This is a genomic window from Lachnoanaerobaculum sp. MSX33 (assembly GCF_000512995.1).
Taxonomy (GTDB): domain Bacteria; phylum Bacillota; class Clostridia; order Lachnospirales; family Lachnospiraceae; genus Lachnoanaerobaculum.
Genome location: NZ_AZXX01000061.1, coordinates 35,786 through 62,037, shown reverse-complemented (window position 1 = coordinate 62,037; position 26,252 = coordinate 35,786). Strand labels below are relative to the sequence as shown.

The following is a 26,252-nucleotide window of genomic DNA, read 5'->3' as shown; positions in this document are numbered from 1 at the left end:
GCAGGATATTATAATTATAATAAGATTTCCAAACTACTATCTATCTACTTTTTTGGAATAGCTGCTTCAATGGCAGTATGTATAATAGGAATAATTGTTGATAGTTTATTTTTGGAAATATCAAGTGTTTTTCTTTTACTTGCTCTATATATATTTGTTTATATATATGAAGCAAATGATCATTTAAGATGATTTTTGAGACATTATTTTTGTACAATGATATATCAATGTTTTATATATAAGGGGCTGTCGGGAAATAAGTAATTTTACTTCCCGACAGCCCCTTAAAAAATTTTATTCTGATTTAACCTTGCAGAAGTTTTTCTTTCCTCTCTTAACAAGAAGTCCTTCGCCTGCAAAATCTTCTTTTGTAAAAGTTTTCTTTACATCATTTATAACTTCACCTTCTATGGAAACACCGCCCTGTTCGATATTTCTTCTGGCTTCGGATCTGGTCTTTGAAAGTCCGCTGACTACAAGTACACCTGAAAGATCTATAGTACCGTCTCTGTAATCCTCATCCTGTAAAACATAAGTAGGAACATTGCTCATATCTCCACCGCCTACAAAAAGAGACTTGCTGGCTGCATTTGCCTTCTCAGCCTCTTCCTTGCCGTGTACAAGCTCTGTAAGATGCATTGCAAGTATTTCCTTTGCCTCATTAAGCTTGGCACCTTCCCAGCTTGATATTTCCTCTATCTGCTCAAGAGGAAGGAAGGTAAGCATTCTAAGGCAGGTAAGCACATCGGCATCAGGAAGATTTCTCCAGTACTGGTAGAACTCAAAAGGAGTTGTTTTATTCGGATCAAGCCAAACAGCACCGCCGACGGTTTTGCCCATTTTCTTACCCTCTGAGTTTAGTAAAAGGGTAATAGTCATAGCATGTGCATCTTTTCCAAGCTTTCTTCTGATAAGCTCGGTACCGCCAAGCATATTTGACCACTGATCGTCACCGCCGAACTGCATATTGCAGCCGTAATCAAGGAAAAGCTTATAGAAGTCAAAACTTTGAAGTATCATATAGTTAAACTCAAGGAATGAGAGTCCGTTTGCCATACGGTTTTCATAACATTTTGCTCTAAGCATATTGTTGACTGAAAAATGCGGACCTATATCACGGATAAATTCCATATAGTTGAGATCTCTAAGCCAATCGGCATTGTTTACCATTCTGGCTTTATCCTCGCCGAATTCAATAAAGCGACTCATCTGCTTTTTGAAACATTCACAGTTGTGATCGATATCTTCTATAGTAAGAACCTTTCTAAGGTCACTTCTTCCTGAAGGATCACCGATCATACCGGTACCGCCACCTACCAAAGCGATAGGTTTATTGCCTGCCATTTGAAGTCTCTTCATAAGGCAAAGAGCCATAAAATGACCTACATGTAAGCTGTCTGCTGTAGGGTCGAAACCGATATAGAATGTGGCTTCTCCGTTATTTATCATTTTGCTGATTTCTTCTTCATTTGTAACCTGGGCAATAAGTCCTCTTGCCTTTAATTCATCATAACAATTCATACATATCCATCCTTTATTTATTGCAGCTTAGGCTGATAAAAATTCATAAAAAGAAGTATAACAAAGTAATTAAAAAGAATCAAGCTTGTACTTTGAATATTTAAAGTTTAGAACTTTAAAGTAATAAAGACTTGATAATTTTTTACGATTAATTTATACTGTTAAAATATTACGGACAAAAATGCCGTATGACTATAAATACATTAAGTAAAGTTTCATACGATTTAAGTTTGAAACATATATAATGAAAGAGGCAACTATGGGAATAAAATACATTAGAAATCTTCCGAGTCCGGAAGAAATCATAGAAAAGTATCCTTTAAGTAAAGAACTTGTGGCAAAGAAAAAAGAATTTGATAAAGAAATAGCTGATGTAATCACAGGAAACAGCAAAAAGTTTTTGGCTGTAATAGGTCCTTGTTCTGCAGATAATGAAGATTCCGTACTTGATTACGCAAGCAGACTTGTAAAAGTGGCGGAGGAAGTCAAGGATAAAATAATAGTTATTCCAAGAGTCTATACAAATAAACCCAGAACCAACGGAGACGGATATAAGGGACTTTTGCATCAGCCGAATCCTGAGAAAAAGCCCAATGTACATGAGGGAATTATCGCAATCAGAAAGATGCATCTTAGAGTTATAGAAGAAACGGGGTTATTTACAGCAGATGAGATGCTCTACCCTGACAATCTCGGATACTTGGATGATTTAATGAGTTATATTGCAGTTGGTGCGAGGTCTGTGGAAAATCAGCAGCACAGACTTACATCATCAGGAGTTGACGTACCTGTAGGTATGAAAAATCCTACAAGCGGTGATATGTCCGTAATGCTCAATGCGATATATGCCGCACAGCAGTCACATGAGTTTATCTATAGAAACTTTGAGATAAAGACTGACGGAAATCCTTTATCACATGCGATACTCAGAGGTGCGGTAAATAAGCACGGCCAGTGCCTTCCAAACTATCACTATGAGGATCTTAGACTTCTTTTGGATCTTTATATGGAAAGAGATATTAAAAATCCTGCCGTTATTGTGGATGCAAATCATTCAAATTCAAATAAGAAGTATAAAGAGCAGGTTCGTATAGTAAAAGAGGTGTTACACTCTATGAGATATTCACAGGAGATAGGAAATTTTGTAAAGGGTGTAATGATTGAGAGCTATATAGAAGAAGGAAACCAGAAAATTGAGGAGCATATATACGGAAAGTCTATTACAGATCCATGCTTAGGATTTGAAGATTCAAAGAAGCTCCTTTTGGAAATGGCTGAAATGTTATAATGAATTATGCAAATATAAAATATGATGATATAGCAAACGGTCCGGGAGTAAGGACTTCTCTGTTTGTATCGGGTTGTACACATGCCTGCAAAGGCTGCTTTAACGAGACGGCATGGGATTTTAAATACGGTGAAGAATTTACAGATGAAACTATAGAGGATATATTAAAATCTGTAGAGCCCGAGTATATATCGGGAATTACCATACTTGGCGGAGAACCTATGGAAAAGGCAAATCAAAAGGGAATACTGCCGCTTATAGAGGAGTTTAAAAAAAGATATCCTGATAAAAACCTTTGGATATACTCGGGATACACTTATGATGTGGACCTTGTTCCCGGCGGAAGAGCCTATTTTGATGAAACACCGAAAATCTTATCGCTTTGTGATGTGATGGTGGACGGTGAGTTTGTACAGGAACTCTATGATATTACATTGAGATTTAGGGGAAGTTCAAATCAGAGAATTATAGATGTGAAACAAAGTGCTAAAGAAGGAAAGACAGTACTTTGGGAGGGAGATGCCACATTTGCCGACCACAGCATGTAGATCGCTTGAAAAGGATCTTCTTATAACAGATGATAAAAAATCTTATACAGGCGGAAATCAAGGCTGGTTTCTAAGTCTTGGTTATAAAGATATAGAGGAATACGGTTGCGGAATAATTGCCATATGCAATTTTTTGATGTGCTTTTGGAAGTCTGTATATAAGAGCAAAAATACAGTAAGTAAAGATACATTTACAGCCTTTGTACTTATGGTCTACAGGAAGTATTTAAATATCCTTGATACACCTCTTATAAAGGGACTGACAGGATTTGCCCTTGCAAGAGGCATAAATTCTTATTTCAGAGAAAATAAACTTTCTTTGAAAGCAAGATGGGGATTGGGATACAATATACTTTCAAAGGTAAATAAAAGTCTGCATACAGGGATGCCTGTAATACTCGGAGTAGGACCGGATCTTTTATCTTTTCTAAAAAAGGAAAAGGGCATAGAGGTTACAGATATTCAAACCGGCAATACAGCAAAGATATATGCACATTATGTGCTGATTTATGACTGTAAAAAAGAAAACGGAGAAGACTTTTTTTATATATCATCATGGGGTAGAGGGTATAAGCTTGCCTACAGTGATTTTATAAGATATCAAAAGAAAACATTTTTGGGATTTTTATTATCAAATATACTGGAAATACATAATATATAAATGAGGGATACTATGGAAGAAAAAAAAATTTTGTAGTATCCTTTTATTATACATTTTTAGGATGGCATTTATGAGAAAAAAAGTTTTAAATCAATCTATAAAAGTAAAAATCGGTATTTTCATTATTGCCGTAGTTTCGGCGTTGATAGTGAATTTATGTTTTGATTTTTTTGTTGTGGAATATACCTCTTCAGGTTTCGGTGAGATAATAAATGAGATATCGCTTTGTTATGAGTTGCAGGATGCGATGACAAAAGAAAAGGCGGATTTTAGTATATTTATAAGAAACAGGGACAATATAGATGAATTGTTGGCAAGTTGCAAAAGAACGGATGAAATAGTTGACAAGTTGGAACTTGATATAATGCATATGGATAATGAAAGATATGCCAAAATATGGAGTATAAAAAACAGCTATCCGGTATATGCGGCCAAAAGACAGGAAATACTGGATGATAAATATGAAGCCAAGGACTTTATAGAAAAAGTATATAATGTGTATGAAATGCAGGATTATCTGATAAGCTATGGGGAAAGACTGATGGATGTTACTCTCAGTGAGAACAATGCCATATATCAAAAGAGAGCCGAATTCTTTAAGAAAATGCCTCTTGTAGTGGGGATAATACTGATACCTATCATAGTATTGATAATTTATATGGCATTCAAGCTACAGGCTCTTATAATCTCACCGATAAACAGGATGGTTGAGATATCAAAAAATATTGCCAAAAATGATTTTTCAGATAAGGACATCATAATACGCAATAAGGATGAGATGGGAGATTTGACAAATGCCTTTAACAAGATGAAGCATGCCACCTCGGTATATATTTCAAGTTTGGAGGAAAGGTATGAGCTTTCGGAACTTTTGCATAAAGAAGCCATGGAAAAGATGAACATGGAAAAAAGGCTCAATGAGGCAAGATTTGACCTGCTTAAAAATCAGATTAATCCGCATTTTTTATTTAATACCTTAAATATCATAGCGGCTTCGGCCAATCTGGAAGATGCCAAGGATACCGAGGATATGATAAGGGCACTTGGAAATATATTCAGATACAGCTTAAAGACCGATGAAAAGCAGGTAAGTCTTGAGAGAGAACTGAGCATTGTAAATGATTATATGTATATACAAAAGATGCGCTTCGGTGATCGTGTTTCATACGATATAGTTTCAAAAGTCGAAAATGATAAGGTGTATATTCCGTCATTTTCACTTCAGCCTATAGTGGAAAATGCGATAGTGCATGGAATTTCCAAAAAGGAAGAGGGCGGTAAGGTAGTAATAAGAGTATGGGAAAGAGAAAATATGCTTCACATTATTGTTGCGGACACCGGTGTCGGAATGAGCACTGAAAGGCTTAATCAGCTGAAAGATTTTATGAGAGAGAGGCCTACCGCAAAACTCGGAATAGGTTTCGGAAATATCTATAAGCGTATAAAGAATATATATAAAACAGGTGATTTGAGAATATATTCCAAAGAAGGAAAGATGACAGTGGTATATTTTCTGATACCGCAAACCGTTTAGGAAGGAGAAAATGTGAATTTACTGATAGCTGATGATGAAAACCTTGAGCTTAAGGTACTTGAAAAGACAATTAAGAAGTTTTTTTTAAATGAGCTTGATATTTTCATGGCAAGTAACGGAAAGCAGGCGGCAGGTATAGTTGAAAATACAGATATAAATATTGCACTTTTGGATATTGAAATGCCGGGTATGAACGGAATAGAGTTGGCAAAGCTTATAAGAGAGAAGAATCCGGATTGTATTATCATATTTATAACGGCATATGACAGATTTGAATATGCCATAGAAGCGATGCATATAAAGGCATTTGACTATCTTTTGAAGCCGTGGAAGGAGGAAAAGCTTACAGGACTTATCATTGAAGCCATATCAAGTATAAAAGAAATAAGTTCCGATGACGGTAAAAGTGAAAATCTTCAGGATTCACAAAAAAGCATTATAAAAAAATATATAAAGGAAAATTATAAAAGAGATATAAGTGCCGGAGATGTGGCAGGTATACTCGGTTATTCGGACGTTTATTTTTCAAAGATATTTAAGCAGCTCTTTGACGATACCTTTATAAATTATCTGACCAATCTGAGAATAGAAAAGGCAAAGGTACTTTTAAAGGATGTCAGTTTTAATATAAAAGAAGTCGGTGTAAGTGTGGGGTATACGGATTCAAACTACTTTACAAAGGTGTTTAAAAGGGCGGTAGGAATGAGTCCTTCAGAGTACAGAGGTAACATTTAGTTTAAAGATTAAAAATTTACTTATTATATTAAAATATTACCATTCACATAAGTTTTTCTTAAATATAGAATATATAAAAGAGATGTAAGACTTTTTAGTCTTAAGTATTTATTTTTTGGAGGAACAATGAAAAAGAGATTTTTTGCATTAGCAATTGCTACATTAGCATTATCAGCTTGCGGACTTAAGAGTCCTGAGACAACAACAACTGCAGCAAACAGCAACGAGACAACCGCAGCAAAGGCAGACGGCGGCAGCGAGGGTGCGGAGGTAACCTTGGTTTATGCGGAGGTAAATCCGCTTGATACAATCGTAGGACAGAGCGGTACGGCATTCAAGGAGAAGGTGGAAGAGCTTTCAGGCGGAAAGATTCATATCGATGTTCAGGCAAGCGGTGTACTCGGTTCAGAGAACGATGTACTTGACGGAATGCTTGGAGGAACAGGTACAGTAGATATGTCAAGAATTTCAGCTTTCGCTCTTACAAGCTATGGCGCAAAGAAGGCTTCACTTCTTTCATTACCATACACATTCAACTCAAGAGAGCATTTCTGGAAGTTTGTAGACAGCGACTTGTCAAAGGAGTTCTTACAAGAAACATCAGATCTGAACCTCGGTATCAAGAGCTTGTACTATGGTGAGGAAGGTTTCAGACACTTCTTTACAAAGAATCCTGTAAATTCTGTTGAGGATTTAAAGGGAATGAAGATGAGAGTTTCAAACGATCCTGTAATGAACGGAATGGTTGAGGGACTTGGTGCATCTCCTACAGTAGTTGCATTTAATGAGCTTTACTCAGCACTTCAGACAGGTGTTGTAGACGGTGCAGAGCAGCCTATAACAAACTATAAGTCAAATGCTTTCCCTGAGGTGGCTCCAAACATCATCCTTGATGGTCATACACTGGGAGCATTCCAGGTAGTAATCACTGATGAAGCTTGGGATAAGCTTACACCTGAGCAGCAGAATATCCTTGTTGAGGCCGGAAAGTATGTAGGTGAAGTAAACAGAGAAATCGCTCAAAAGGCGGAGGATAAGGTTTTAGAGGAGCTTAAGTCATCAGGTGTAAATGTTGTTGAAGTAACAGATAAAACACCTTGGAAAGAAGCTACAAAGAATGTTATCGATAAGAACACAACAGATCAGAAAGAATTATATCAGCAGTTAGTTGACTTGGATAAATAATATTATTGCCTCTTGGAGACTTCTCCAAGAGGTTTGTTGATAGAATAAGAGGTAATTATGTCAGATTTTTTTAAGGCGGTAGATAAAATAAAGCCGGCATATGATGCTACATACAAATTTGTTTTGCTTATATGTAAACTGTTATTGATAGGAGATATTGCCATCACAACAATGGCGGTTGCCGGAAGATATGTATCATTTATACCGGATCCCGCATGGAGTGAGGAGATAGTTCTAACATTTATGGCATATATGGCAGTGCTTTCAGCCGCACTTGCAATAAGAAGAGGCGCACATATCAGAATGACGGCCTTTGATCCGTATCTGCCTAAGAGTGTTGTAAGATTTTTGGATGTACTTTCAGATGTTGCGGTTTTGATACTTGCAGTGGTAATGATAGTGGTAGGATGGAAATATGCTATGAAGATTGGTGCAAAGGGTACTTATGTAAGTATGCCGGGACTTTCAAAATTCTGGCAGTACTTCCCGATACCTTTAGCAGGTGTTGCAATGTTAATATTTGAGCTTGAGGCACTTTATAATCATATAAAGGCTATTTGCTTAAAAGAAGATCCTAAGGAGGTGCAGGCATGAGTACAGGAGTAGCAATTGCTATATTACTTATAAGCTTTTTTGTAATGATATTTTTGCGTTTCCCGATTGCATATGCGGTAGCACTTTCATCTTTGCTCTGCCTTTTGGCACAGGGACAACCGCTTTCAACAATATGTCAGCAGATGGTTAAGGGTATTTCATCATTCTCACTTATGGCGGTACCGTTCTTTATAACAATGGGTTGCCTTATGGGAAGCGGCGGTATATCGGAGAAACTTATTGCACTGGCAAATGCCTGTGTAGGCTGGATGCGTGGAGGTATGGCGATGGTTAATATCGTGGCTTCATACTTCTTTGGAGGAATTTCAGGTTCTGCGGCAGCAGATACGGCATCACTCGGTTCAATCCTTATACCTATGATGGTGGATCAGGGATATGATGCGGATTTTTCTACAGCGGTTACAATTACATCATCATGCGAGGGACTTTTGGTACCTCCTTCACATAACATGGTTATATATGCTACCACAGCGGGCGGTGTATCGGTAGGAAGCTTATTCCTTGCAGGATATATTCCGGGAGCATTGCTTGCGGTATCACTTATGATCGGTTCATATATTATTTCAGTGAGAAAGAATTATCCGAAGGGTGAGAAGTTCTCGATGAAGGTGCTTTTAAAGCAGCTCAGCGTATCATTCTGGGCATTGGCGGCAGTGCTTATAGTAGTTGTAGGTGTAGTAGGCGGTGTGTTCACTGCAACAGAGTCGGCAGCTATTGCGGTTATCTACAGCCTTATTGTCAGCGTATTCATATATAAAGGTCTTGACTGGAAGGGTGTATGGAAGACTCTTGATGAATGTGTAAATACATTGTCAATTGTACTTATCCTTATTTCAACATCAAGTATCTTCGGATATTGCCTTACAACACTTCATGTTCCGGATATGGCTGCAAGTGCAATCACAGGATTTACAAACAACCCTATAATACTTGCATTACTTCTTAACCTTATTTTGCTTATACTCGGATGTATCATGGATATGGCACCTATCATACTTATTGCTACACCTATACTTCTTCCGATAGCAAACTCTATAGGAATAGGACCGATACAGTTCGGTGTAATGGTTATCTTAAACTGCGGTATAGGACTTCTTACACCACCGGTTGGAGGAGTACTCTTTATCGGTTCGGCCGTAGCAAAACTGCCTATGGAAAAGGTAGTAAAGGCAACATTGCCATTCTATCTGTGTATGATAATTACACTTTTACTTATAACATTTATACCTGTTATAAGCCTTGGACTTCCAATGCTTTTGGGAAGTTTATAAATAACAAAATATATTTTAAAAAATTTAACTGTACAAGCCCGAAAATGCTTGTTAAAAGTTATAAAACATAGTACAATTTGTTAAAGAGATGACAATAAATATTAAGATATATTTTGGAGGAAAATATGAGCAAGGTAGTAGTTGTTGGAGCAAATCATGCAGGTACTTGTGCAATCAATACAATCACAGGATTCAATGAGGGAGATGAGGTAGTAGTATTCGATCAGAACTCAAATATCAGCTTCCTGGGATGTGGTATGGCACTTTGGATAGGCGGTCAGATATCAAAGCCTGACGGACTTTTCTATTCAAACAAGGAAAAGCTTGAATCACAGGGTGCAAAGGTAAATATGAACAGCAAGGTTGAGAGAATAGACTTTGATAAAAAGTTTGTATATGCAACTTTGGAGAACGGTAAGAAGGTAGAAGAAAGCTATGACAAATTGATACTGGCTACAGGTTCACTTCCTATCGTACCACAGATACCGGGCAAGGATTTGGAGAATGTTCAGCTGGTAAAGCTTTTCCAGAATGCCGAAGAAGTAATTAAGAAACTTGAAAATCCTGATATCAAGACAATTGCGGTAGTCGGTGCGGGATATATCGGAGTAGAGCTTGCAGAGGCGTTTGAGAGACATAATAAGAAGGTAATAGTTGTTGATATAGCAAAGACTTCACTTTCAAGTTACTATGATCCGGAGTTCAGTGCACTTATGGACAAGAACCTCTCAGATCACGGTATCAAGCTTGCTTTCGGTGAGACTGTAAAGGAGATTAAGGGTAACGGCAAGGTAGAGGCTATAGTAACCGATAAGAATGAATATCAGTGTGATATGGTTATTCTTGCTATAGGATTCAGACCTAATACTGAGCTTGGAAAAGATTATCTTGAAACAATGTCAAACGGTGCATATATAGTTGATGAGACTCAGCAGACAAGCAAGAAGGATGTATATGCTATCGGTGACTGTGCTACAGTACTTTTTAACTCTACAGGAGAGAAGTCATATATCGCACTTGCAACAAATGCCGTACGTTCGGGAATTATAGCCGCATATAATGCATGCGGTAAGAAACTTGAGACTATCGGAGTACAGGGATCAAATGCTATTTCAATTTATGATTTAAAACTTGTATCCACAGGACTTAGCGAGCAGAAGGCGAAGCAGCTCGGTATGGATGTGCTTTCCACTTCATTTGAAGACTTACAAAAGGCAACATTCATTGAAACAACAAATCCTAAGGTAAATATAAAGATAGTATATGATGCAAAGACAAGAGTGATACTTGGAGCACAGATGGCATCTACATATGATATGTCAATGGGTATCCATATGTTCTCACTTGCAATACAGGAGAAGGTAACTATAGACAAGCTTAAATTGCTTGATATATTCTTCCTTCCACATTTCAATCAGCCATATAACTACATCACAATGGCTGCATTATCCGCAAAATAAAATTATAGTAAACCAAAAGGGAGCATATTTGATATGCTCCCCTTTTTATGAAGTGTGTTAATTATTATTTATTTTTAGCAAGTTTTTTGAACTCGTCCGCTACGAACTGAACTTTTGTACCGATAATAACCTGTACGGCAGTCTTTGAAGGTCTGATAACACCTGCAACACCTGCAGATTTGATCTTCTTCTCATCAACCTTTGTATAGTCCTTGATCTCAAGACGAAGTCTTGTGATACAGTTATCAATAGATGTAAGGTTTTCAGGACCGCCTACACCCTCTAAGATAATAGCCGCAACCGAGGTAAAGTCATCATTAGCTAAAACAGCCTTCTTTTCTTCTTCCTCATCATCCTCTCTACCCGGAGTCTTTAAATCAAACTTTGTGATAACAAAGCGGAAGATTGCATAGTATATTGCACCGTAAACCACGCCGATCGGAACCATAAGAAGCGGATTTTGTGCAAACGGAGCTTTAAAGCTGAGTACCCAGTCAACAAGACCGGCACTGAAGTTAAATCCTGCTCTTATAGGAAGGAGTGCAACTACAGCAAGTGAAATACCTGTTAAAACAGCATGGATAACGTAAAGTACAGGTGCAAGGAACATAAATGCAAACTCAAGCGGCTCTGTAACACCTGTAAAGAATGATGAAAGAGCTGCGGCAAGTAAAAGACCGTAAGCGGCTTTCTTTCTTGCATCCTTAGCTGTGTGATACATAGCAAGAGCAGCGCCCGGAAGACCGAACATCATTACAGGGAAGAATCCTGACATATACATACCTGTCTGTCCGAGGACACCGCCTTCTGCGCTTCCCCAGAATTTACCGATATCATTGATGCCTGCAACATCAAACCAGAATACAGAGTTAAGTGCATGGTGAAGTCCGAACGGAATCAAAAGTCTGTTGAGGAATCCGTAGATACCTGCACCTACAGCACCTGTGCTCAGAATCGCCTCACCGAAGCTTACCAATACACCATAAACAACAGGCCAGATAAAGAATAAAACAATAGCTGCAATAAGTGAAAAGCCTGCAGTAACGATAGCCACACTTCTCTTACCGCTAAAGAAAGAGAGTGCATCAGGAAGCTTTGTTGTTTTAAACTTATTATAGCAAACAGCACCGATAAGACCGCAAATAATTCCGATAAACTGAGTCTGTGTCTTACCGAAAGCCGCAGGAACGGCATCAGCCTCAACACCTGTAAACATAGCTACTGAACCCTTTGATAAAAGAGTTGTAACAACAAGCCATGAAACAAGTCCTGCAAGTGCTGCGGCACCGTCACCATCATCACTCATACCGACAGCAACACCTATGGCAAACAAGATAGCCATATTGTCAATGATAGCACCGCCTGCCTTTAAAAGGAAAGCTGCTATTATGTTATTTCCACCCCAACCGGTAGGATCGATCCAATAACCGATACCCATCAAAATCGCCGCCACAGGAAGGCAGGCTACAGGAAGCATCAAAGACTTCCCAAGACGTTGTAAATACTTCATAAAAATTTCTCCTTAATGTTTAAGTTCATCCCTTTGCCGGCCGGTCAAAGAGAAAATTTATTATTTTGGTATTACTACCAATATTTCACTATCCTTAGTCACAGCTATATCTGTGATACTTTCAACCGATTTAAAATCCGGAGTATTGCAAACAAGCATTATGGTTATAGTATTAAATCCTGCTGACTTTATTTTATCAAGATCTGCCTGTATAAGCGGATCTTTTGCTTTAACTCTATCCCCCGCTTTTACAAAGGAAGAGAATCCTTCACCGTTCATCTTTACGGTATCAAGCCCGATATGGATGAGAATTTCCTCACCTGTATCGGCTAATATACTGACAGCGTGTAAGGTTTCAAAAATCATAGTTACCTTACCGTCAGCAGGAGAGGTTACAAGACCGTCATTTGGAACGATTGCAACTCCCTTTCCAAGCATCTCTGATGAAAATGTCTCATCAGGAACCTCTTTTATAGAAACACTTTTTCCGCTCATAGGACTGAAAAATGTATTTTTCTTCTTCTTAAATAAACCGAACATATTTTACTCCTCTGCCATAGTTACTCTTTTTATATGAATTGCCAAGTAGGTCATTTCCATTCTTGTTATCTTTGAACGGGTTTCAACCTCTATATATTCTGCAATCCTTTTTCCGCATTCGAATTCTTCGGGATACTTTTCTTTCATCATATCCTCAAAAATTGTATCGTCGTCATGTAGCATCTCATTTCTGTAAAGTCTTTGAATAAGAAATTTTACATGAGTAACAAATCTTTCATAGTGGATAGAGTTTTCATTCAGCTCCACGTTCAATTCACTCTTTACAATGTCCATTATATCCCTCATAAGATGTGGAAGACTTAAAGTCTCCTTCATATGAGTGCTGTACTGCGCATTGACAAAATGAAGTGCAATAAAGCCTGCCTCCGAATCCGGAAGGGAAAGTCCTATTCTATCATCTATGAGTCTGAGTGTATAGAGTCCAAGGGCATATTCCTGAGGATAAAATCTCTTGATTTCCCACATAAGAGCATTCTCGGGAGTCATGCCTTCTTTAAATCGTTCAATGGCAAAATTCACATGGTCAACCAGAGTAAGATAAATGCTTTGGCTGAGCTTAAGCTTTTCCACATTGATTGCATATGAAATGACATCATCTGTAAGAGTTATCCTTTCAATAGGGATATCCGCAATCATATCCTGAAACTTAAGAAGCATTTCATTTTCCTTGATACGAAATACCTTTTCTATTTCAGACTCCGATAGAGAATCCCCTTTTTTTCTGCCGAAGCCTATACCCTTACCCATGGCAATAATTTCCTTGTTTTTATGGTCATGGGTTAAGACAATATTATTATTTATAATTTTTTCAATGATCATCGCACCACCATAAAGCAATAAAAAAAACCAAATAAACCATAGAACTATGGTAAATTCGGTCTTGCCTGCGTCTCAGTAACAATCCTAAAATATTAGAATTTATGTAAGTATTATGACAGAATTCTTAAGATAAATCAATCGGCAAAATGTAGGAATTATATTTCTAAAATTGGAGATAATAGATAAAGAATTGAGAATAAGAAATGAAAAGAGCAAAATTAAAGTATTAATTATTGCTAATAAACATTTTAAAAGCTAAAATACTTAATATAGCAATTCGTAAAATCTATTTATATCAGGAGGAATATGTTAGAAAAACTGAAAAAAGAGGTATATGAGGCAAATATGCTTTTGCCGAAATATGGTCTGGTGACATTTACATGGGGAAATGTATCGGGTATTGATGAAAGCGGAAAATACTTTGTAATAAAGCCCAGCGGAATAGAGTATGACAAACTTACACCTGATGATATGGTGGTAATGGACCTTGACGGCAACCGTATAGAAGGAAGATATAATCCTTCATCCGATACAAAGACACATCTTATACTGTATCAAAACTTTAAAGATATAGGTGGAGTTGTACACACACATTCACCCTATGCAACGGGATTTGCACAGGCAGGAGCGGATATTGCCTGTATGGGTACTACGCAATGTGATTATTTCTATGGTGATATTCCATGTATAAGACATCTTACAAAAGAAGAGTTGGATGAGGATTATGAGCTTAACACAGGTAAGGTGATAGTGGAAACTTTCAAAGAAAGAAATATCAATCCTGTATATATACCCGGATGTATATGTCACAGCCATGGTCCTTTTGCATGGGGTAAGGATGCATATACGGCGGTACATAATGCAGTAGTAATGGAAGAAGTTGCGAAGATGAATTTATTTGCACTAAGTATAAATCCGAATGCTGTGAAAGCGCCGAAATATTTACAGGATAAGCATTTTTTGAGAAAGCATGGTAAGAATGCCTACTATGGTAACTAGGGGGAATATGGAAGTAAAAAAGATAATAGAAACAGGAGATATATTCTTAGGAATTGAATTTGGATCTACAAGAATAAAGGCTGTATTGACTGATGAAAACGGAGAAGTACTGGGAACAGGGATCCATGATTGGGAAAACAGCTTTTTAGACGGTATTTGGACATATCCGCTTGATGAGATACTTTCAGGACTTTCAAGCTGTTATGCGAGTATAAAGAGGGATATAAAAGAAAAGTATGGAGTGACTCTAAAGCAGATAAAATACATGGGTATCAGTGCTATGATGCATGGATATATGGCGTTTGATAAGGATATGAATCTGCTTGCTCCTTTTCAAACTTGGAGAAATTCAAATACTTGGGAAGCGGCAAAGGATTTAAGTGAAAGCTTTAAGTTCAATATTCCGCTCAGATGGACAATAGCACATCTGTATCAGAGAATAATTGATAAAGAAGAGCATGTTGAGAAACTTGATTTTGTTACAACATTGTCATCATATATTCATTACCTGCTTACAGGTGAAAAGAATATAGGTATAGGCGATGCTTCCGGAATATTCCCTATAGATTCTGTTGCTATGGATTATGATGCATCAATGCTTAATATATTTGAAGAAAAGATTGCAGAGTACAAATTTCCGTGGAAGATAAGAGAGATATTGCCAAAGGTAATGGTTGCAGGACAAAGAGCCGGAGTACTATCAAAGTCGGGTGCAAGTCTTTTAGATAAAGACGGGGACTTACAAGAGGGAAGTATACTTTGTCCACCTGAGGGTGATGCGGGTACCGGAATGGTAGCAACCAACTCTATTAAAAAAGGTACAGGAAATATGTCTGCAGGTACAAGTATGTTTGCAATGCTTGTACTTGATAAGAAACTTAATGATTACTATGAGGAAATAGATATGGTGACTACACCGGCCGGAGATCCGGTGGCTATGTCACATGCAAATAACGGTACAAGTGATTTGAATGCCTGGGTTGGCTTATTTAGAGAATTTTCAAAGCTTTTCGGTATAAATATTTCAGATGGAGAACTGTTTGAAAAACTCTATACAAATTCATTAAATGGTAGCCCCGACTGTGGTAATCTGATGTCATTCGGATATTTTTCGGGAGAGGGTATTACGAAGCTAAATGAAGGAAGACCTTTATTTTTAAGAAGCCCTAAGAGTGAGTTCAATCTGGCAAACTTTATGAGAGCACATTTATACAGTTCACTTACAGCAGTTAAGGTGGGGCTTGATATCTTAACAGAGAAAGAGAATGTAAAGATAAAGAAAATGATGGGGCATGGAGGATTATTTAAAACCAAAGGAGTCGGACAAAGATATCTTTCTGCAGCAATCAATGCTCCTGTAGAAGTGCTTGAAACCGCAAGTGAAGGCGGTGCATGGGGAATAGCATTGCTGGCATTATATGTCAGCCGGGCGGATAAGTACAGCTTAGATGAGTTCCTGTCTAAGAAGATTTTTGACAAAAACACCGGAAGCGAAATTATGGCTGATGAAAAGGATGTGGAAGGATTTAAGACCTTTACACAGAGATATCTGAATGCTGTGGATATTGAAAGGTTGAGCGTGGAGAAATTCGCTGAATAAAAATGTAAAGAGTTCCGTGATTTTTATAAAATCACAGAGCTCTTTTTTATTTCAATACAAACTTTTCTAAATGTGACTATTACTAAAAAAAGTTTTACTAGATATATATCTTATAGTGATATATAATAAGAAAGTAATAGAAAGTTTAAATCATAAATTAAATAAATTTTAATAGACGGCTTTAGGGGCTGTGCAGGGGAACGGTTTAGATGGGTGGAAAAGAATGCTCCACATATATAAATATAAACGTATTGTGGAGAATAGCAGCTTTTATAATATCAACAGTATTTTATATTTCGGTTTCGGTATATAACAAAGAGAATATAAATCTGATTATTTTTTTGGGGATGTCAGTCTCATGTGCATTAAGTTGCTGGCTGTATAAAAAGGTCTGTGAGAACAGAATGCACTTTAGGATTATGTTCGTTTTGGAAGTATTTGCTTATGGGATATTTATATTTCTTAGCGGAGGGTTCAACAGTCCGTATTTATGGTATGAAGTAAACTGCATTTTGTTGATGGTTGCTTTAGACAGAAATATTATAGTAACATTTATTGCCTGTATCTGGTGTTTATTTTGTGCCATAGCCGGAAAGAGTATAGAAAATTCGTCTTATCAGGATATCAATATTATTTTGGGCATGGGTATGCTTATGTGCGAGTTCTATATAATCCGTTATTATGTAGCATACATAGGGAAGCAAAATGAAGAACTTGAAAGTTTGAATACGGAGCTGACTAAAGAAAAGGAACTTAGTAACTATGCTTTTGTAATGTTGACGGAGTTGAGTGAAAGCTTTGGACTCTTTGCAATGACGGATCCGAAAAAAATCATGGAAAAGCTGTCAATGCTGCTTAGAAATAACAATTTGTATCGGGAATTTGTGCTTGTAAAATTTGAACGTGATGATTTTCCTGAGATTATAGAGAGCTGCGGTATTGAAAAAGATGTATATGATGACATATCGGAAAAGGTAAAGTTTCAAGATGAATACACCGGTAATGGTGAGAATGTAGAAATATTAAAAATAGAGTCATCCGGTAATACTTATGAATTAATAAAAATAGGAGAGACCGATTATCTAAGCGGTATTTTGATAAGGCGTGCATCGGAGTTGCATGATGACGGAAAGGATTTCTACTTACAGTTGATAAAGACGGTATTCAATAATCTGGATACCTACGCCCAAATAGAAAGATATGTAGCTGTAGAGGAACAAAATCGTATTGCAAATGAAATACATGACACTGTAATACAGAAACTTTTCGGCATTACCTGTAATCTTGCGGTATTGGAAAGTAAGGTGAAGGCGGATGTAGAAAAAAAAGATATTATAGAGTCCATACATATACTGAAAAAATCTGTAGAGAGCACGATGGCGGAGCTTAGAGAAAGTATCTACGGAAAAAGATTCAAGGATAATATAAATACATTTATTCATGCGCTATATGCATATATGGAGGAACTTGAAAGGCTTAATGATGTAAAGATAAATTTAAATTTGGATGAAGAAGCGGATTATATAAAGATAGCGCAAAAGATAGCTCTATACAGAGTTGCATGTGAGGCTGTGAATAATGCTATAAAACATGGTAAGTCAAAAAATATAAATATCGAATTAAAAATGCAATCAGACACTGTAGAGCTTTTGATAGAAGATGACGGAACAGGTTTTTCAAGAGAGGATAAAAACTTCTCAGAAGGTAACGGATTGAGAAATATGCGAAATATAGCCGTTTTATTAAAAGGATATTTGAGTGTGGTATATGACAATAAAAAAGGCGTTAGAGTTAAACTTAGTTTGCCGAGATAACAGGAGGACGGAATATGGTACTTGTTTTAGACGATCACCCTATTGCAAGACAGGGACTGGAATCAATTATAAAACTTCATAAGCCGGAGGAGGAAACCTTGCAGGCGGGCACTGTCGGTGAAGCCATCGATTTGGTAGAGCATAAACCGGTAGATATGGCATTTGTGGATTTGCATTTACATAATGAGAGCGGATTTGAATTTTTGGAGTGGGTACAAAGACATGATAAAGCTATAAAGACATTTGTAATAACTTCATCTTCAAGTGAAAGTGATTTTGTAAAGGCAAAAAATCTCGGGATAGACGCGTATGTATTAAAAGATGCGTTTATAGACGATATTATGTATAGCCTTAAAGTTGTTGACAGGGGAGGAAAGTTCTATTCTTCAGACCTGGTTGACAATATGGGGAGCTTTACGGAAGAAGAAAAAAAGATAGAAGCTCTGACAAAAAGAGAACTGGAAGTCGCACTGCTTTTAAGAGAGGGCTATACAAATGCAAAAATTGCAGAGGACTTGTTTGTATCTGAAGGTACTGTAAAGAAACATATTTCAAATATATTCGGTAAGCTTGATATGTACAGCAGAACGGAAGTATTGGTATTTGTTGAACGAAATATTGAAAAATTTGAACTGGCATTTAATTTGGCTGAAACAAGCCATAATTTATAAAAATCATATATAGGATAGGAGAGTTATGCACAGTAATAGAAAGTTTTTAAAGAAACCGTTTGTTTTTTTGATTTTATTTTTCGGATTGGCGGCAATAGGCGGAGCTTATTCAAGCTGGCATTCCGCTTTATCGGCAGAAATGAAGATGACGAGCGGAGTTATGGATATATTATTTGCCGGAAATTCCGATGAGAAGTATTCGGTGTATCTGACTGATGAAAGCGGAAATAATGAAACTTTGATAGATGCCGAGTTCAGTACAACAGATAAGGAAGTTGAGATTACATTTACTGAGGGTTTGCCTGTGAATTCATTACTTGAGGGAAAGCTCTTGAAATTGGATTTTCCTCTTACAACCTCACAAGGAAGTACCGTAAATAAATTAAATTATACAAAGCTTGATATGACAAAGACAGGAGAGGACTTGGAGCTGAGAGCGGATAAGGCTGTGCTTGCATATGAAGGAGCGGCATATTCTCTTGGAGAAGATGAGGCTGCTTTTATGCAACCTCTACAGTTTGAAGTATATAAGACCTTGAGTGAAGAAGGAAAAGATGAGTTTAGCGGACAGATTTATCTGAAACTCAAGGCGGAAAGCGTGGAAAAAATACTTGAACTGCCGGTAAGTTTCATTATAAACAGTGAGAAAATGCAGGAAAGCCTTGATCTTGATTTTAATGAAGGAAACCTTGTAGCTTCAGTAGGAAACGGCGTAGTGGTGACATATTCCTGTGAGATACCTTTTGATGTATTTCAGGGAGGATCTAAAGTGCAGGACGACGGTAAATAGGAGAGGAATATGAAAAAAAGAATTTGTTTATGTATAGCCGCATCGGCAATGGCTTTAATATTCTGCTTGACTTCATGGGCATACTGGAAGGATGAGCTGAAGGTAAAGGCCAATGTTGCCTTTGCTTATGAAGCACAAATAGAAGTAAAAGAAGAAGCGGTTCAAAAAGAAAGCAAGGCGGATGAGGGGGCGATTTCAAAAGAGGAGAATGAAGATACGGTTAAAAAATCCGAACAAAGAGATAATATCAAACCTGATCAAAGGGACCTCGTTATAAGACCTAAAAAGTCTAAAGAAATTACACAGGAACCCGAGAAATCTTTAGGTGAAGATAAGTCTGAGAACATTATTGAATCCAAATGATATGAAAAAGATAAGCCTTGAAAAAAGATATATTATTTATGCAAGTATACTTTTACTATGTGTAATAATTCCGGCCTTACCATATATTAAAGTAAAGACCTTAGAGATGCCTTTTATTGTGTCTTTATATTGGTGCATACTGATAGGCATTATGCTTTTTATTTTACCATGGCTTTATATACCGGTAAAAAATCCTGCAAGCAGATACCTTGTAGGATACGGTTTATCAGGGGGAATAATATTTATAGCACTGAAATTTGTGCCGGCGGTATTTATGAAAAAGCTGGGAGCCAGCCCCTATGATACATCGATTCCGGGAATATTTGTAAATGCATTAACGATAATACCTGCAATTACGGCAAAGGAGATGATAAGGTATTACTCTTTTGCATCGGCATGTAAAACTTTAAAATATAAGAGAACGGCTATATTTTTAATAACAATAATAATGTGTCTTGTTGAAATCAATTTTGGAAATCTTTTGGCCATAAAAGAGTTTAAAGAATTGTTTATATACAGTACACAGATTTTATTGCCGATAGCGGCAAAGAACATTCTTATGTCGGTATTTGTATTCTATGGAGGTGTGCTGTCAAGTGTAGTGTATATCGGGATAATACAGATTTTTGAAAAATGCTTTCCTGTATTGCCTGAATTGTCGTGGCTTCTTGACGGAGCCATAGGAATCGCTTTTCCGATTGTCTATGCCATGTTTATATCGGACCATGTTTTTGCAACTGTAAGAAAGAGAAGTGAAGATAAAAAAAGCGATGTGATGTATCTGATTTCACTTTTAGCAGCAACAGCTTTTACCTGGTTTTGCGTGGGAGTATTTCCGGTATATCCTTCCGTAATACTTACAGGAAGTATGGAACCTCTAATAATGCCGGGAGATGTGGTGTTGGTACATAAAATATCAAATGAAGACGAGATATATGAGCTTTCAAAAGGAGATATTATAAACTTTAAGCGGGGTAATATCATAATAACCCACAGAATTAAAGAAGTTTTAAAAGATGAAGCGGGAAATTTGAGTTTTGAGACTAAGGGGGATAATAATAATGCCATCGATGAAGAGAAAGTACAACCGAATGATATAAAGGGTATAGTGATAAAAGTTGTACCTAAGATCGGTTTGCCGACATTGATACTGAAAGGACAGGATAAAATTCCGGAGGGAGTTATAGACAACTGATGAAGAAAATCATAAAAGATAACAGGAAAAAGACAAAAGATGTACATACCTTGGAGCAGGATAAAAAAGATGATTTTAAGCTGACAAAAAATACAAGATTTTTTCTATATGTTTTAGGCGGTATATTGTGTCTTGTAAGTGCGATACTCTTATTTATAAATATAAGACCACATACCCGAACAGAGGAAGTGGTTGTAAATTCCTATAACATAACAACAGGTGCCTCTTATAGGGTACATCTGAAAGAAAACAATGTTTTTGAAGAAGAATTTCTGGAAGAAGGAAGAGTATATCCAAGTGCAATTACAGATTTTATAAATATTGATTTTAAATCGGAACTTGCTATGACAAATGCTTTAAGCATATCCGGAGATTATATTATACGGGCTGTACTTGAAGGGTATCAAACAGGAAAAGATGAAGAGAAGGTTCCGGTGTATGAAAAAATATATCCTATTATTGAGGGCAGGGTTATTGAGAGTGTTACAAGCAGCTCCTCAATAAATGAAAGTCTGAGTATAGACAGAGCGGCATACAGAAATTATGCACAGGAGATAGAAAATGCACTTGGCGGAGAAACTGGAAAGGATTTCTACGTTGAGCTTAGCGGAAAGTATATTGTGGACGGAGAGGAAAAGCCGTTTTCATACAGAATTGATATACCTATAAACAATGATAAGTTCTATGAAATAAGAAAGGCCGAGCCGGTGGAGGACAGCGGTGATATTAAAGAATCAAATCTTGTTAATGTTATGCCTGCTTTCAGTTCTTATGCGATATTTATATTATTACTTTTTGTAGCTGCCGGTATTCTTGTATTTGTAAGATTCTTTACTGCAAATATGGAGGGAAAAGAACTTGAACAAAAGAAACTTTCAGAGTTGATGAGAAAGTACGGCAGCAGAATGGTTTGTATTGAAAATCTGCCCGATATTTCGCAAAAGTCTGAAATAAGAGTAAAAAGTATTACAGATCTGATAGAATTGGCAGATGAAATCAGAGAGCCTGTACTTTATATTGAAGGTGAAAAAGAGCTGCCTAAGGACGGTAAGATATATATCCTTTCAAAGGATTATATATACTTCTTTGAGAGTAAAGTTTAGACTTGATTATTCATATACTACTTTAGTGGTAGTTCAAATTATGACTTGAGTACATTTTATTAATGTAACAAATGCTATACAATTAGAGCATAAGTGAAAAACGAGAAAACATCCGTTTTTCAAAAGTTGAAATCATGATTCACAATTTAATATCCGATTTTTAGGAGGAAAAGATGAGAAAATCAAGAAGAAACACATTAGTTGGTGGAATAGTAGCATTAGGATTGGTATTGGCAGGAACAGGTTATGCGTATTGGACAGATTCATTAAACGTAACAACTAAGGCAACAACCGGAGATTTCGGTGTAAGATTCGTTGACCTCGGATTATACGGACAGTACTCAGATGAGACAATGAAGGGTGCAGGATGGTCAATCGTAGACGGTATAGATGAGTCAGGATTCGTTGGAGATCAGTTCTTCTTAAGAGGTCCTAAGGATTACAACAGTATTGCGGCACCGGGAACAGTTGATGCTTACAAAGACAGAGCAAAGGGATACAACAGTGTTGATTTCAATGCAGAGCTTGTAGATAAAGAGGGATTATCAAAGAAGGTAGGCCCTTACAATAAGGCGGTTACAGACGCAAGCGGTAAGATTCAGATAACAGTTGACAATATGTATCCGGGATATGCACAGGTATTCCGTTCAGATATCGTAAATGTCGGTGATATCGCAGCAAAGCTCAGCAATATTAAGTTTGAGGCAAAGACACTTGATAAGAAAGATATGGGAAATCTTGAGGATATGATCGGTGTTGCCGTATATATTCACAGAGAGCAGTACAATCCTAAGAATACAGGAAATGAAGATACATTCAAACTTGCTAAGGCTGTAGCAAGCGAAGTACCTAATGATGACAGATTCTTCACAGTTGGCGGTGTTGACTTTGTTAGATTGTCAGCTCTTGATGATGTAGACTTAAAGCAGGCTTTACAGAACAATATTATTAAGTGTGCACCTGCTACAGATCAAAGACTTGATATTTTCGTTGGTGTAGCTATGGATCCTGATGCAAAGGGTGTTTACACAACAGGTACAACAGAGAACAGAACAGATAAAGATGATAAGTTAAGCCAGGGCAAGGGCGTTCAGCTTTCAATGGATCTTCTTTGGGATCAGTTCAATGCAGGCAAGGATGCAGGAACAACAAATATCTTGGTAAACCAGAATAAGGCTGCTAAGTAATAACAAAAAAGTAATAGAAAAGGCTTTGACATCAGGGACGGGTTGAAATTCAACCCGTCTTTTTGCGTGAGAAACGCTATTTGCCAACCGGATATTTTTGATATAGAATAGTTATACAACACTAATACATGGAGGCCCTATGAATTACAAATTTCACTACAAGAATACAGCTTTTGAGTTGTTTAAGCTGTCTTTCTTTTTTCTATATTCTTCACTTGCGGGAATCGTGAATATTATTTTTACTTTTGCAATGCTTGCGCTTATAATTTCAAGATGGCATGAAGCCAATAATTTTCTCAGAGCAATACTTGTATTTGCCGTACTTTTCTTCGTGCTCTTTCAACCTTTTATGATGTATAACAGGGCGAGAGGGAATGTAAATACTCTTAAGGAACTGACACTTGAAATTGGTGAAAAAGGAATAACCGTAGAGGTGGAGGAAAAGCACGAGTATATTGACTGGAGTAGAGTCAAAGCCGGAAAGAGATTTCCGGGTATGCTTATAATTTTCACCGACAATACAAACGGATATATTCTGACAAAGAGAATTGTAGGTAAAGATTACAAAAAAATATTTAATGATATTTTGGGAAAAATAAAAAGATGAAGAGAAAACTGATATGGTTTTTTATCATTTTCGTTATGATTATTAATACTTCATGCGTGAGAAAAAATCCGGCTACCGAGTATGTTTTTACATATGCGGAAAACCACCCGAAGGATTATCCGACTACACTGGGAGCATTTGAATTTGCAAGACTTGTAGAGGAAAAGAGCAAGGGGAGAATAGTAATAGAAGTAGTATATGACGGAAAGCTTGGAGACGAGCTGAGTGTTATAAAACAGCTGAAGTTTGGAGGAATTGATTTTACCAGAGCATCTATTTCACCGCTCTCAAACGATATTGAGGTTTTGAACGTTTTGCAGATGCCTTATTTATACAGGGATGAGGAGCATATGTGGAATGTACTTTACAGCGAGATAGGCGATGAAATCCTTGCACAGTTTGAGGGTTCCGGCATTGAGCCTTTATCATTTTATACTGCCGGTGCGAGAAACTTCTATAACAATGTAAGACCGATAGAAGATATATCGGATCTGTCGGGATTGAAAATCAGAGTGCAGCAATCAGACCTTATGAAGGATATGATTAGAGCTTTGGGAGCTGAGCCGGTGGCACAGGAGTACAGTCTGGTTTACGCTTCTCTTGAAAGAGGTGTGATAGACGGTGCGGAGAATAATATTCCGTCTTATATATCGGCAATGCATTATCAATATGCGAAATATTACACAAAGGATGAGCATACCAGAGTTCCGGAAATGCAACTTTGCTCTGATGTGACATGGAGTAAACTTTCAGAAGAAGACAGGGCAATTATAAAAGAGGCTGCAGTAGAGAGCAGTATTTATGAGAGAGAAATCTGGGCAAAACAGGAAAAGATATATGAGAAGGAACTTGTCGATAAAGGTATAGAGATAAATACTTTATCAGGCGAGGATAGAGCAAATTTCAAGAAAATCTTGGAGCCCCTTTATGAAAAATACTGCAAGGACTATATGGACTTGATAAATAGAATAAATGAAAAGTGAGGTAGTATATGCAAAAGTTTAATTATTATTCACCTACAAGGATTGTTTTCGGAGCAGGAACAAGGAATGACATAGGAAATTTAATAAAAGAGTTCGGAGTAAAGAAGGTTGCAGTTATCTTTGGCGGAAACAGTGCAAAGAAAAGCGGCCTGCTTGATTTGGTAGAAGAAAAGATAAAGTCTGAAGGTATAGATGTACTATTACTTGGAGGTGTGGTGCCGAATCCGCTTTTAAGTAAAGCAAAGGAGATGACAAAGGAGGCTGTCAAGTTCGGAGCCGAGTTTGTACTGGCGGTAGGTGGCGGAAGTGTAATAGATACCGTAAAGTTTGTTGCAATCGGTGTGGCAAATCCGGATACCGATATAGAAGAGTTTTTCTTTCAAAGAAAGAAGGTGGAAAAATCTCTTCCGATAGGTACCGTTTTGACTATTGCCGCAGCGGGTTCCGAGACCAGTGACTCAGCCGTACTTACCGATGATGTAACCGGAAGCCATATAAAGAAAGGAATTAACACAGACTTTAGCAGATGTAGGTTTGCTATAATGGATCCCGAACTTACATATTCTTTGCCTAAGTATCAGATAGGTGCCGGTGCGGCAGATATCTTTATGCACACATCTGAGAGATATTTTACTAATATTCTGGGAAACCATTTGACTGATGAGATGGCTGAGGGACTCTTTAGAGATATTATAAAATTTGGACCGAAGGCTGTAAAAAATCCAACCGACTATGAAGCTATGAGTGAAGTTATGTGGTGCGGAAGTGTATCACATATAGGACTTACAGGTCTTGGAGCAAAAGGTGACACTCCAAGAGACGGTGACTGGTCATGCCATCAGCTTGGGATGGCTATATCATCACTTTATGATTCAACACATGGTGCTACACTTAGTGCAATTTTTGCTTCTTGGGCAAACTATGTAAAGAATGAAAATATAGAGCGATTTGCAAATTTTGCAAGAAAGGTATATGGAGTAGTTGAGACTGATGATAAAAAGGCGGCTGATATAGGTATTGAAAAGACTGTTGAGTTTTTCAAATCTGTCGGAATGCCTGTAAGTTTACATGAGCTTCTTAACAGAGAGGTAAGTGAAAAAGACTGTGAGGACTTGGCAATAAACTGTTCCTATAAGAAATCAAGAAGTATAGGAAGTTTTAAATCACTTGATTATAATGATATGTACAATATCTATATGGCTGCAAGATAATGTAAAAAGAAGGCTTTAGGA

At 37.2% G+C, this 26,252-nt stretch carries 26 protein-coding genes; 22 read left to right on the top strand and 4 right to left on the bottom strand.

The genetic code is table 11. The annotated features are described in order from the left end of the window. On the top strand, positions 1-192 hold a 192-nt coding region (locus HMPREF1495_RS13945), incomplete at its 5' end, for a hypothetical protein (RefSeq protein WP_034212881.1). Positions 193-294: 102 nt separating this feature from the next. Here the strand turns inward: HMPREF1495_RS13945 and tyrS are convergent. After that, the gene (gene tyrS, locus HMPREF1495_RS05920) at positions 295-1,521 is read right to left on the bottom strand and encodes a tyrosine--tRNA ligase (protein WP_034212879.1); all 1,227 of its coding nucleotides are present in this window, start codon (positions 1,519-1,521) and stop codon (positions 295-297) included. 259 nt (positions 1,522-1,780) lie between these two features. On the opposite strand from tyrS, the gene HMPREF1495_RS05915 reads away from it, so the two are divergent. From HMPREF1495_RS05915 to nox, 9 genes are all read left to right on the top strand, one after another. Beyond that, a complete protein-coding gene (locus HMPREF1495_RS05915; protein WP_034212877.1) occupies positions 1,781-2,809 on the top strand; it encodes a 3-deoxy-7-phosphoheptulonate synthase in 1,029 nt (342 codons plus the stop codon). After that, positions 2,809-3,357: an anaerobic ribonucleoside-triphosphate reductase activating protein gene (nrdG, locus tag HMPREF1495_RS05910; RefSeq protein ID WP_034212875.1), complete on the top strand. Its 549-nt coding sequence runs from the start codon at positions 2,809-2,811 to the stop codon at positions 3,355-3,357. The genes HMPREF1495_RS05915 and nrdG overlap by 1 nt, the downstream gene beginning before the upstream one ends. Continuing rightward, the gene (locus tag HMPREF1495_RS05905) at positions 3,329-4,018 is read left to right on the top strand and encodes a hypothetical protein (RefSeq protein WP_034212873.1); all 690 of its coding nucleotides are present in this window, start codon (positions 3,329-3,331) and stop codon (positions 4,016-4,018) included. Before nrdG ends, HMPREF1495_RS05905 begins: the two co-directional genes overlap by 29 nt. A 70-nt stretch (positions 4,019-4,088) precedes the next feature. Next, on the top strand, positions 4,089-5,552 hold the full coding sequence (locus HMPREF1495_RS05900) for a sensor histidine kinase (protein WP_034212871.1): 1,464 nt from the start codon (positions 4,089-4,091) through the stop codon (positions 5,550-5,552). 12 nt (positions 5,553-5,564) lie between these two features. Beyond that, positions 5,565-6,287, top strand: a complete 723-nt coding sequence (locus HMPREF1495_RS05895) for a response regulator transcription factor (protein WP_034212869.1) — start codon at positions 5,565-5,567, stop codon at positions 6,285-6,287. Between the two features lie 126 nt (positions 6,288-6,413). Beyond that, positions 6,414-7,472, top strand: a complete 1,059-nt coding sequence (locus HMPREF1495_RS05890) for a TRAP transporter substrate-binding protein (RefSeq protein WP_034212867.1) — start codon at positions 6,414-6,416, stop codon at positions 7,470-7,472. 57 nt (positions 7,473-7,529) lie between these two features. Next, positions 7,530-8,066 (top strand): TRAP transporter small permease, encoded by a 537-nt coding sequence (locus HMPREF1495_RS05885; RefSeq protein ID WP_034212865.1) that lies wholly within the window; start codon positions 7,530-7,532, stop codon positions 8,064-8,066. Beyond that, complete coding sequence (locus HMPREF1495_RS05880) at positions 8,063-9,358, top strand: TRAP transporter large permease (RefSeq protein ID WP_034212863.1); 1,296 nt, start codon at positions 8,063-8,065, stop codon at positions 9,356-9,358. The genes HMPREF1495_RS05885 and HMPREF1495_RS05880 overlap by 4 nt, the downstream gene beginning before the upstream one ends. Positions 9,359-9,483: 125 nt before the next feature. Continuing rightward, complete coding sequence (gene nox / locus HMPREF1495_RS05875) at positions 9,484-10,818, top strand: H2O-forming NADH oxidase (protein WP_034212861.1); 1,335 nt, start codon at positions 9,484-9,486, stop codon at positions 10,816-10,818. Between the two features lie 64 nt (positions 10,819-10,882). Here nox and nagE read toward each other — a convergent pair whose 3' ends face one another. The 3 genes from nagE to licT are packed head-to-tail and all read right to left on the bottom strand — an operon-like array spanning position 10,883 to position 13,708. Next, positions 10,883-12,328: an N-acetylglucosamine-specific PTS transporter subunit IIBC gene (gene nagE, locus HMPREF1495_RS05870; RefSeq protein ID WP_034212860.1), complete on the bottom strand. Its 1,446-nt coding sequence runs from the start codon at positions 12,326-12,328 to the stop codon at positions 10,883-10,885. Positions 12,329-12,388: 60 nt separating this feature from the next. Next, entirely contained in the window at positions 12,389-12,868 is a 480-nt protein-coding gene (locus HMPREF1495_RS05865) for a PTS sugar transporter subunit IIA (protein WP_034212858.1), read from the bottom strand. 3 nt (positions 12,869-12,871) lie between these two features. Then, on the bottom strand, positions 12,872-13,708 hold the full coding sequence (gene licT / locus HMPREF1495_RS05860; RefSeq protein WP_034212856.1) for a BglG family transcription antiterminator LicT: 837 nt from the start codon (positions 13,706-13,708) through the stop codon (positions 12,872-12,874). Positions 13,709-14,014: 306 nt separating this feature from the next. On the opposite strand from licT, the gene HMPREF1495_RS05855 reads away from it, so the two are divergent. The 12 genes from HMPREF1495_RS05855 (at position 14,015) to HMPREF1495_RS05800 (ending at position 26,231) form a co-directional block, all read left to right on the top strand. Next, positions 14,015-14,707, top strand: a complete 693-nt coding sequence (locus HMPREF1495_RS05855; protein ID WP_034212854.1) for an L-ribulose-5-phosphate 4-epimerase — start codon at positions 14,015-14,017, stop codon at positions 14,705-14,707. A 7-nt stretch (positions 14,708-14,714) separates the two neighbouring features. Beyond that, on the top strand, positions 14,715-16,307 hold the full coding sequence (locus HMPREF1495_RS05850; protein ID WP_034212853.1) for a xylulokinase: 1,593 nt from the start codon (positions 14,715-14,717) through the stop codon (positions 16,305-16,307). A 209-nt stretch (positions 16,308-16,516) separates the two neighbouring features. Further along, positions 16,517-18,121: a sensor histidine kinase gene (locus HMPREF1495_RS05845; RefSeq protein ID WP_007595410.1), complete on the top strand. Its 1,605-nt coding sequence runs from the start codon at positions 16,517-16,519 to the stop codon at positions 18,119-18,121. Between the two features lie 14 nt (positions 18,122-18,135). Beyond that, positions 18,136-18,792 carry a response regulator transcription factor gene (locus HMPREF1495_RS05840; RefSeq protein ID WP_007595411.1) on the top strand — a complete coding sequence of 219 codons (657 nt, stop codon included), beginning with the start codon at positions 18,136-18,138 and terminating at the stop codon, positions 18,790-18,792. Between the two features lie 25 nt (positions 18,793-18,817). Next, on the top strand, positions 18,818-19,582 hold the full coding sequence (locus tag HMPREF1495_RS05835) for a hypothetical protein (protein WP_034212851.1): 765 nt from the start codon (positions 18,818-18,820) through the stop codon (positions 19,580-19,582). A 9-nt stretch (positions 19,583-19,591) separates the two neighbouring features. Further along, positions 19,592-19,945 (top strand): hypothetical protein, encoded by a 354-nt coding sequence (locus HMPREF1495_RS05830; RefSeq protein ID WP_034212849.1) that lies wholly within the window; start codon positions 19,592-19,594, stop codon positions 19,943-19,945. Position 19,946: 1 nt separating this feature from the next. Then, complete coding sequence (locus HMPREF1495_RS05825) at positions 19,947-21,140, top strand: signal peptidase I (protein ID WP_034212885.1); 1,194 nt, start codon at positions 19,947-19,949, stop codon at positions 21,138-21,140. Then, positions 21,140-22,243, top strand: coding sequence for a DUF5305 domain-containing protein (locus HMPREF1495_RS05820; protein ID WP_084544500.1), 1,104 nt, complete (start codon positions 21,140-21,142; stop codon positions 22,241-22,243). Before HMPREF1495_RS05825 ends, HMPREF1495_RS05820 begins: the two co-directional genes overlap by 1 nt. Positions 22,244-22,416: 173 nt before the next feature. Then, entirely contained in the window at positions 22,417-23,430 is a 1,014-nt protein-coding gene (locus HMPREF1495_RS05815; RefSeq protein ID WP_007595416.1) for a hypothetical protein, read from the top strand. A 139-nt stretch (positions 23,431-23,569) separates the two neighbouring features. After that, positions 23,570-24,037: a YcxB family protein gene (locus HMPREF1495_RS05810; RefSeq protein ID WP_034212847.1), complete on the top strand. Its 468-nt coding sequence runs from the start codon at positions 23,570-23,572 to the stop codon at positions 24,035-24,037. Beyond that, entirely contained in the window at positions 24,034-25,020 is a 987-nt protein-coding gene (locus HMPREF1495_RS05805) for a TRAP transporter substrate-binding protein (RefSeq protein WP_034212845.1), read from the top strand. The genes HMPREF1495_RS05810 and HMPREF1495_RS05805 overlap by 4 nt, the downstream gene beginning before the upstream one ends. Positions 25,021-25,028: 8 nt before the next feature. After that, positions 25,029-26,231 (top strand): iron-containing alcohol dehydrogenase, encoded by a 1,203-nt coding sequence (locus HMPREF1495_RS05800; protein ID WP_034212843.1) that lies wholly within the window; start codon positions 25,029-25,031, stop codon positions 26,229-26,231. Positions 26,232-26,252 lie beyond the last annotated feature (21 nt).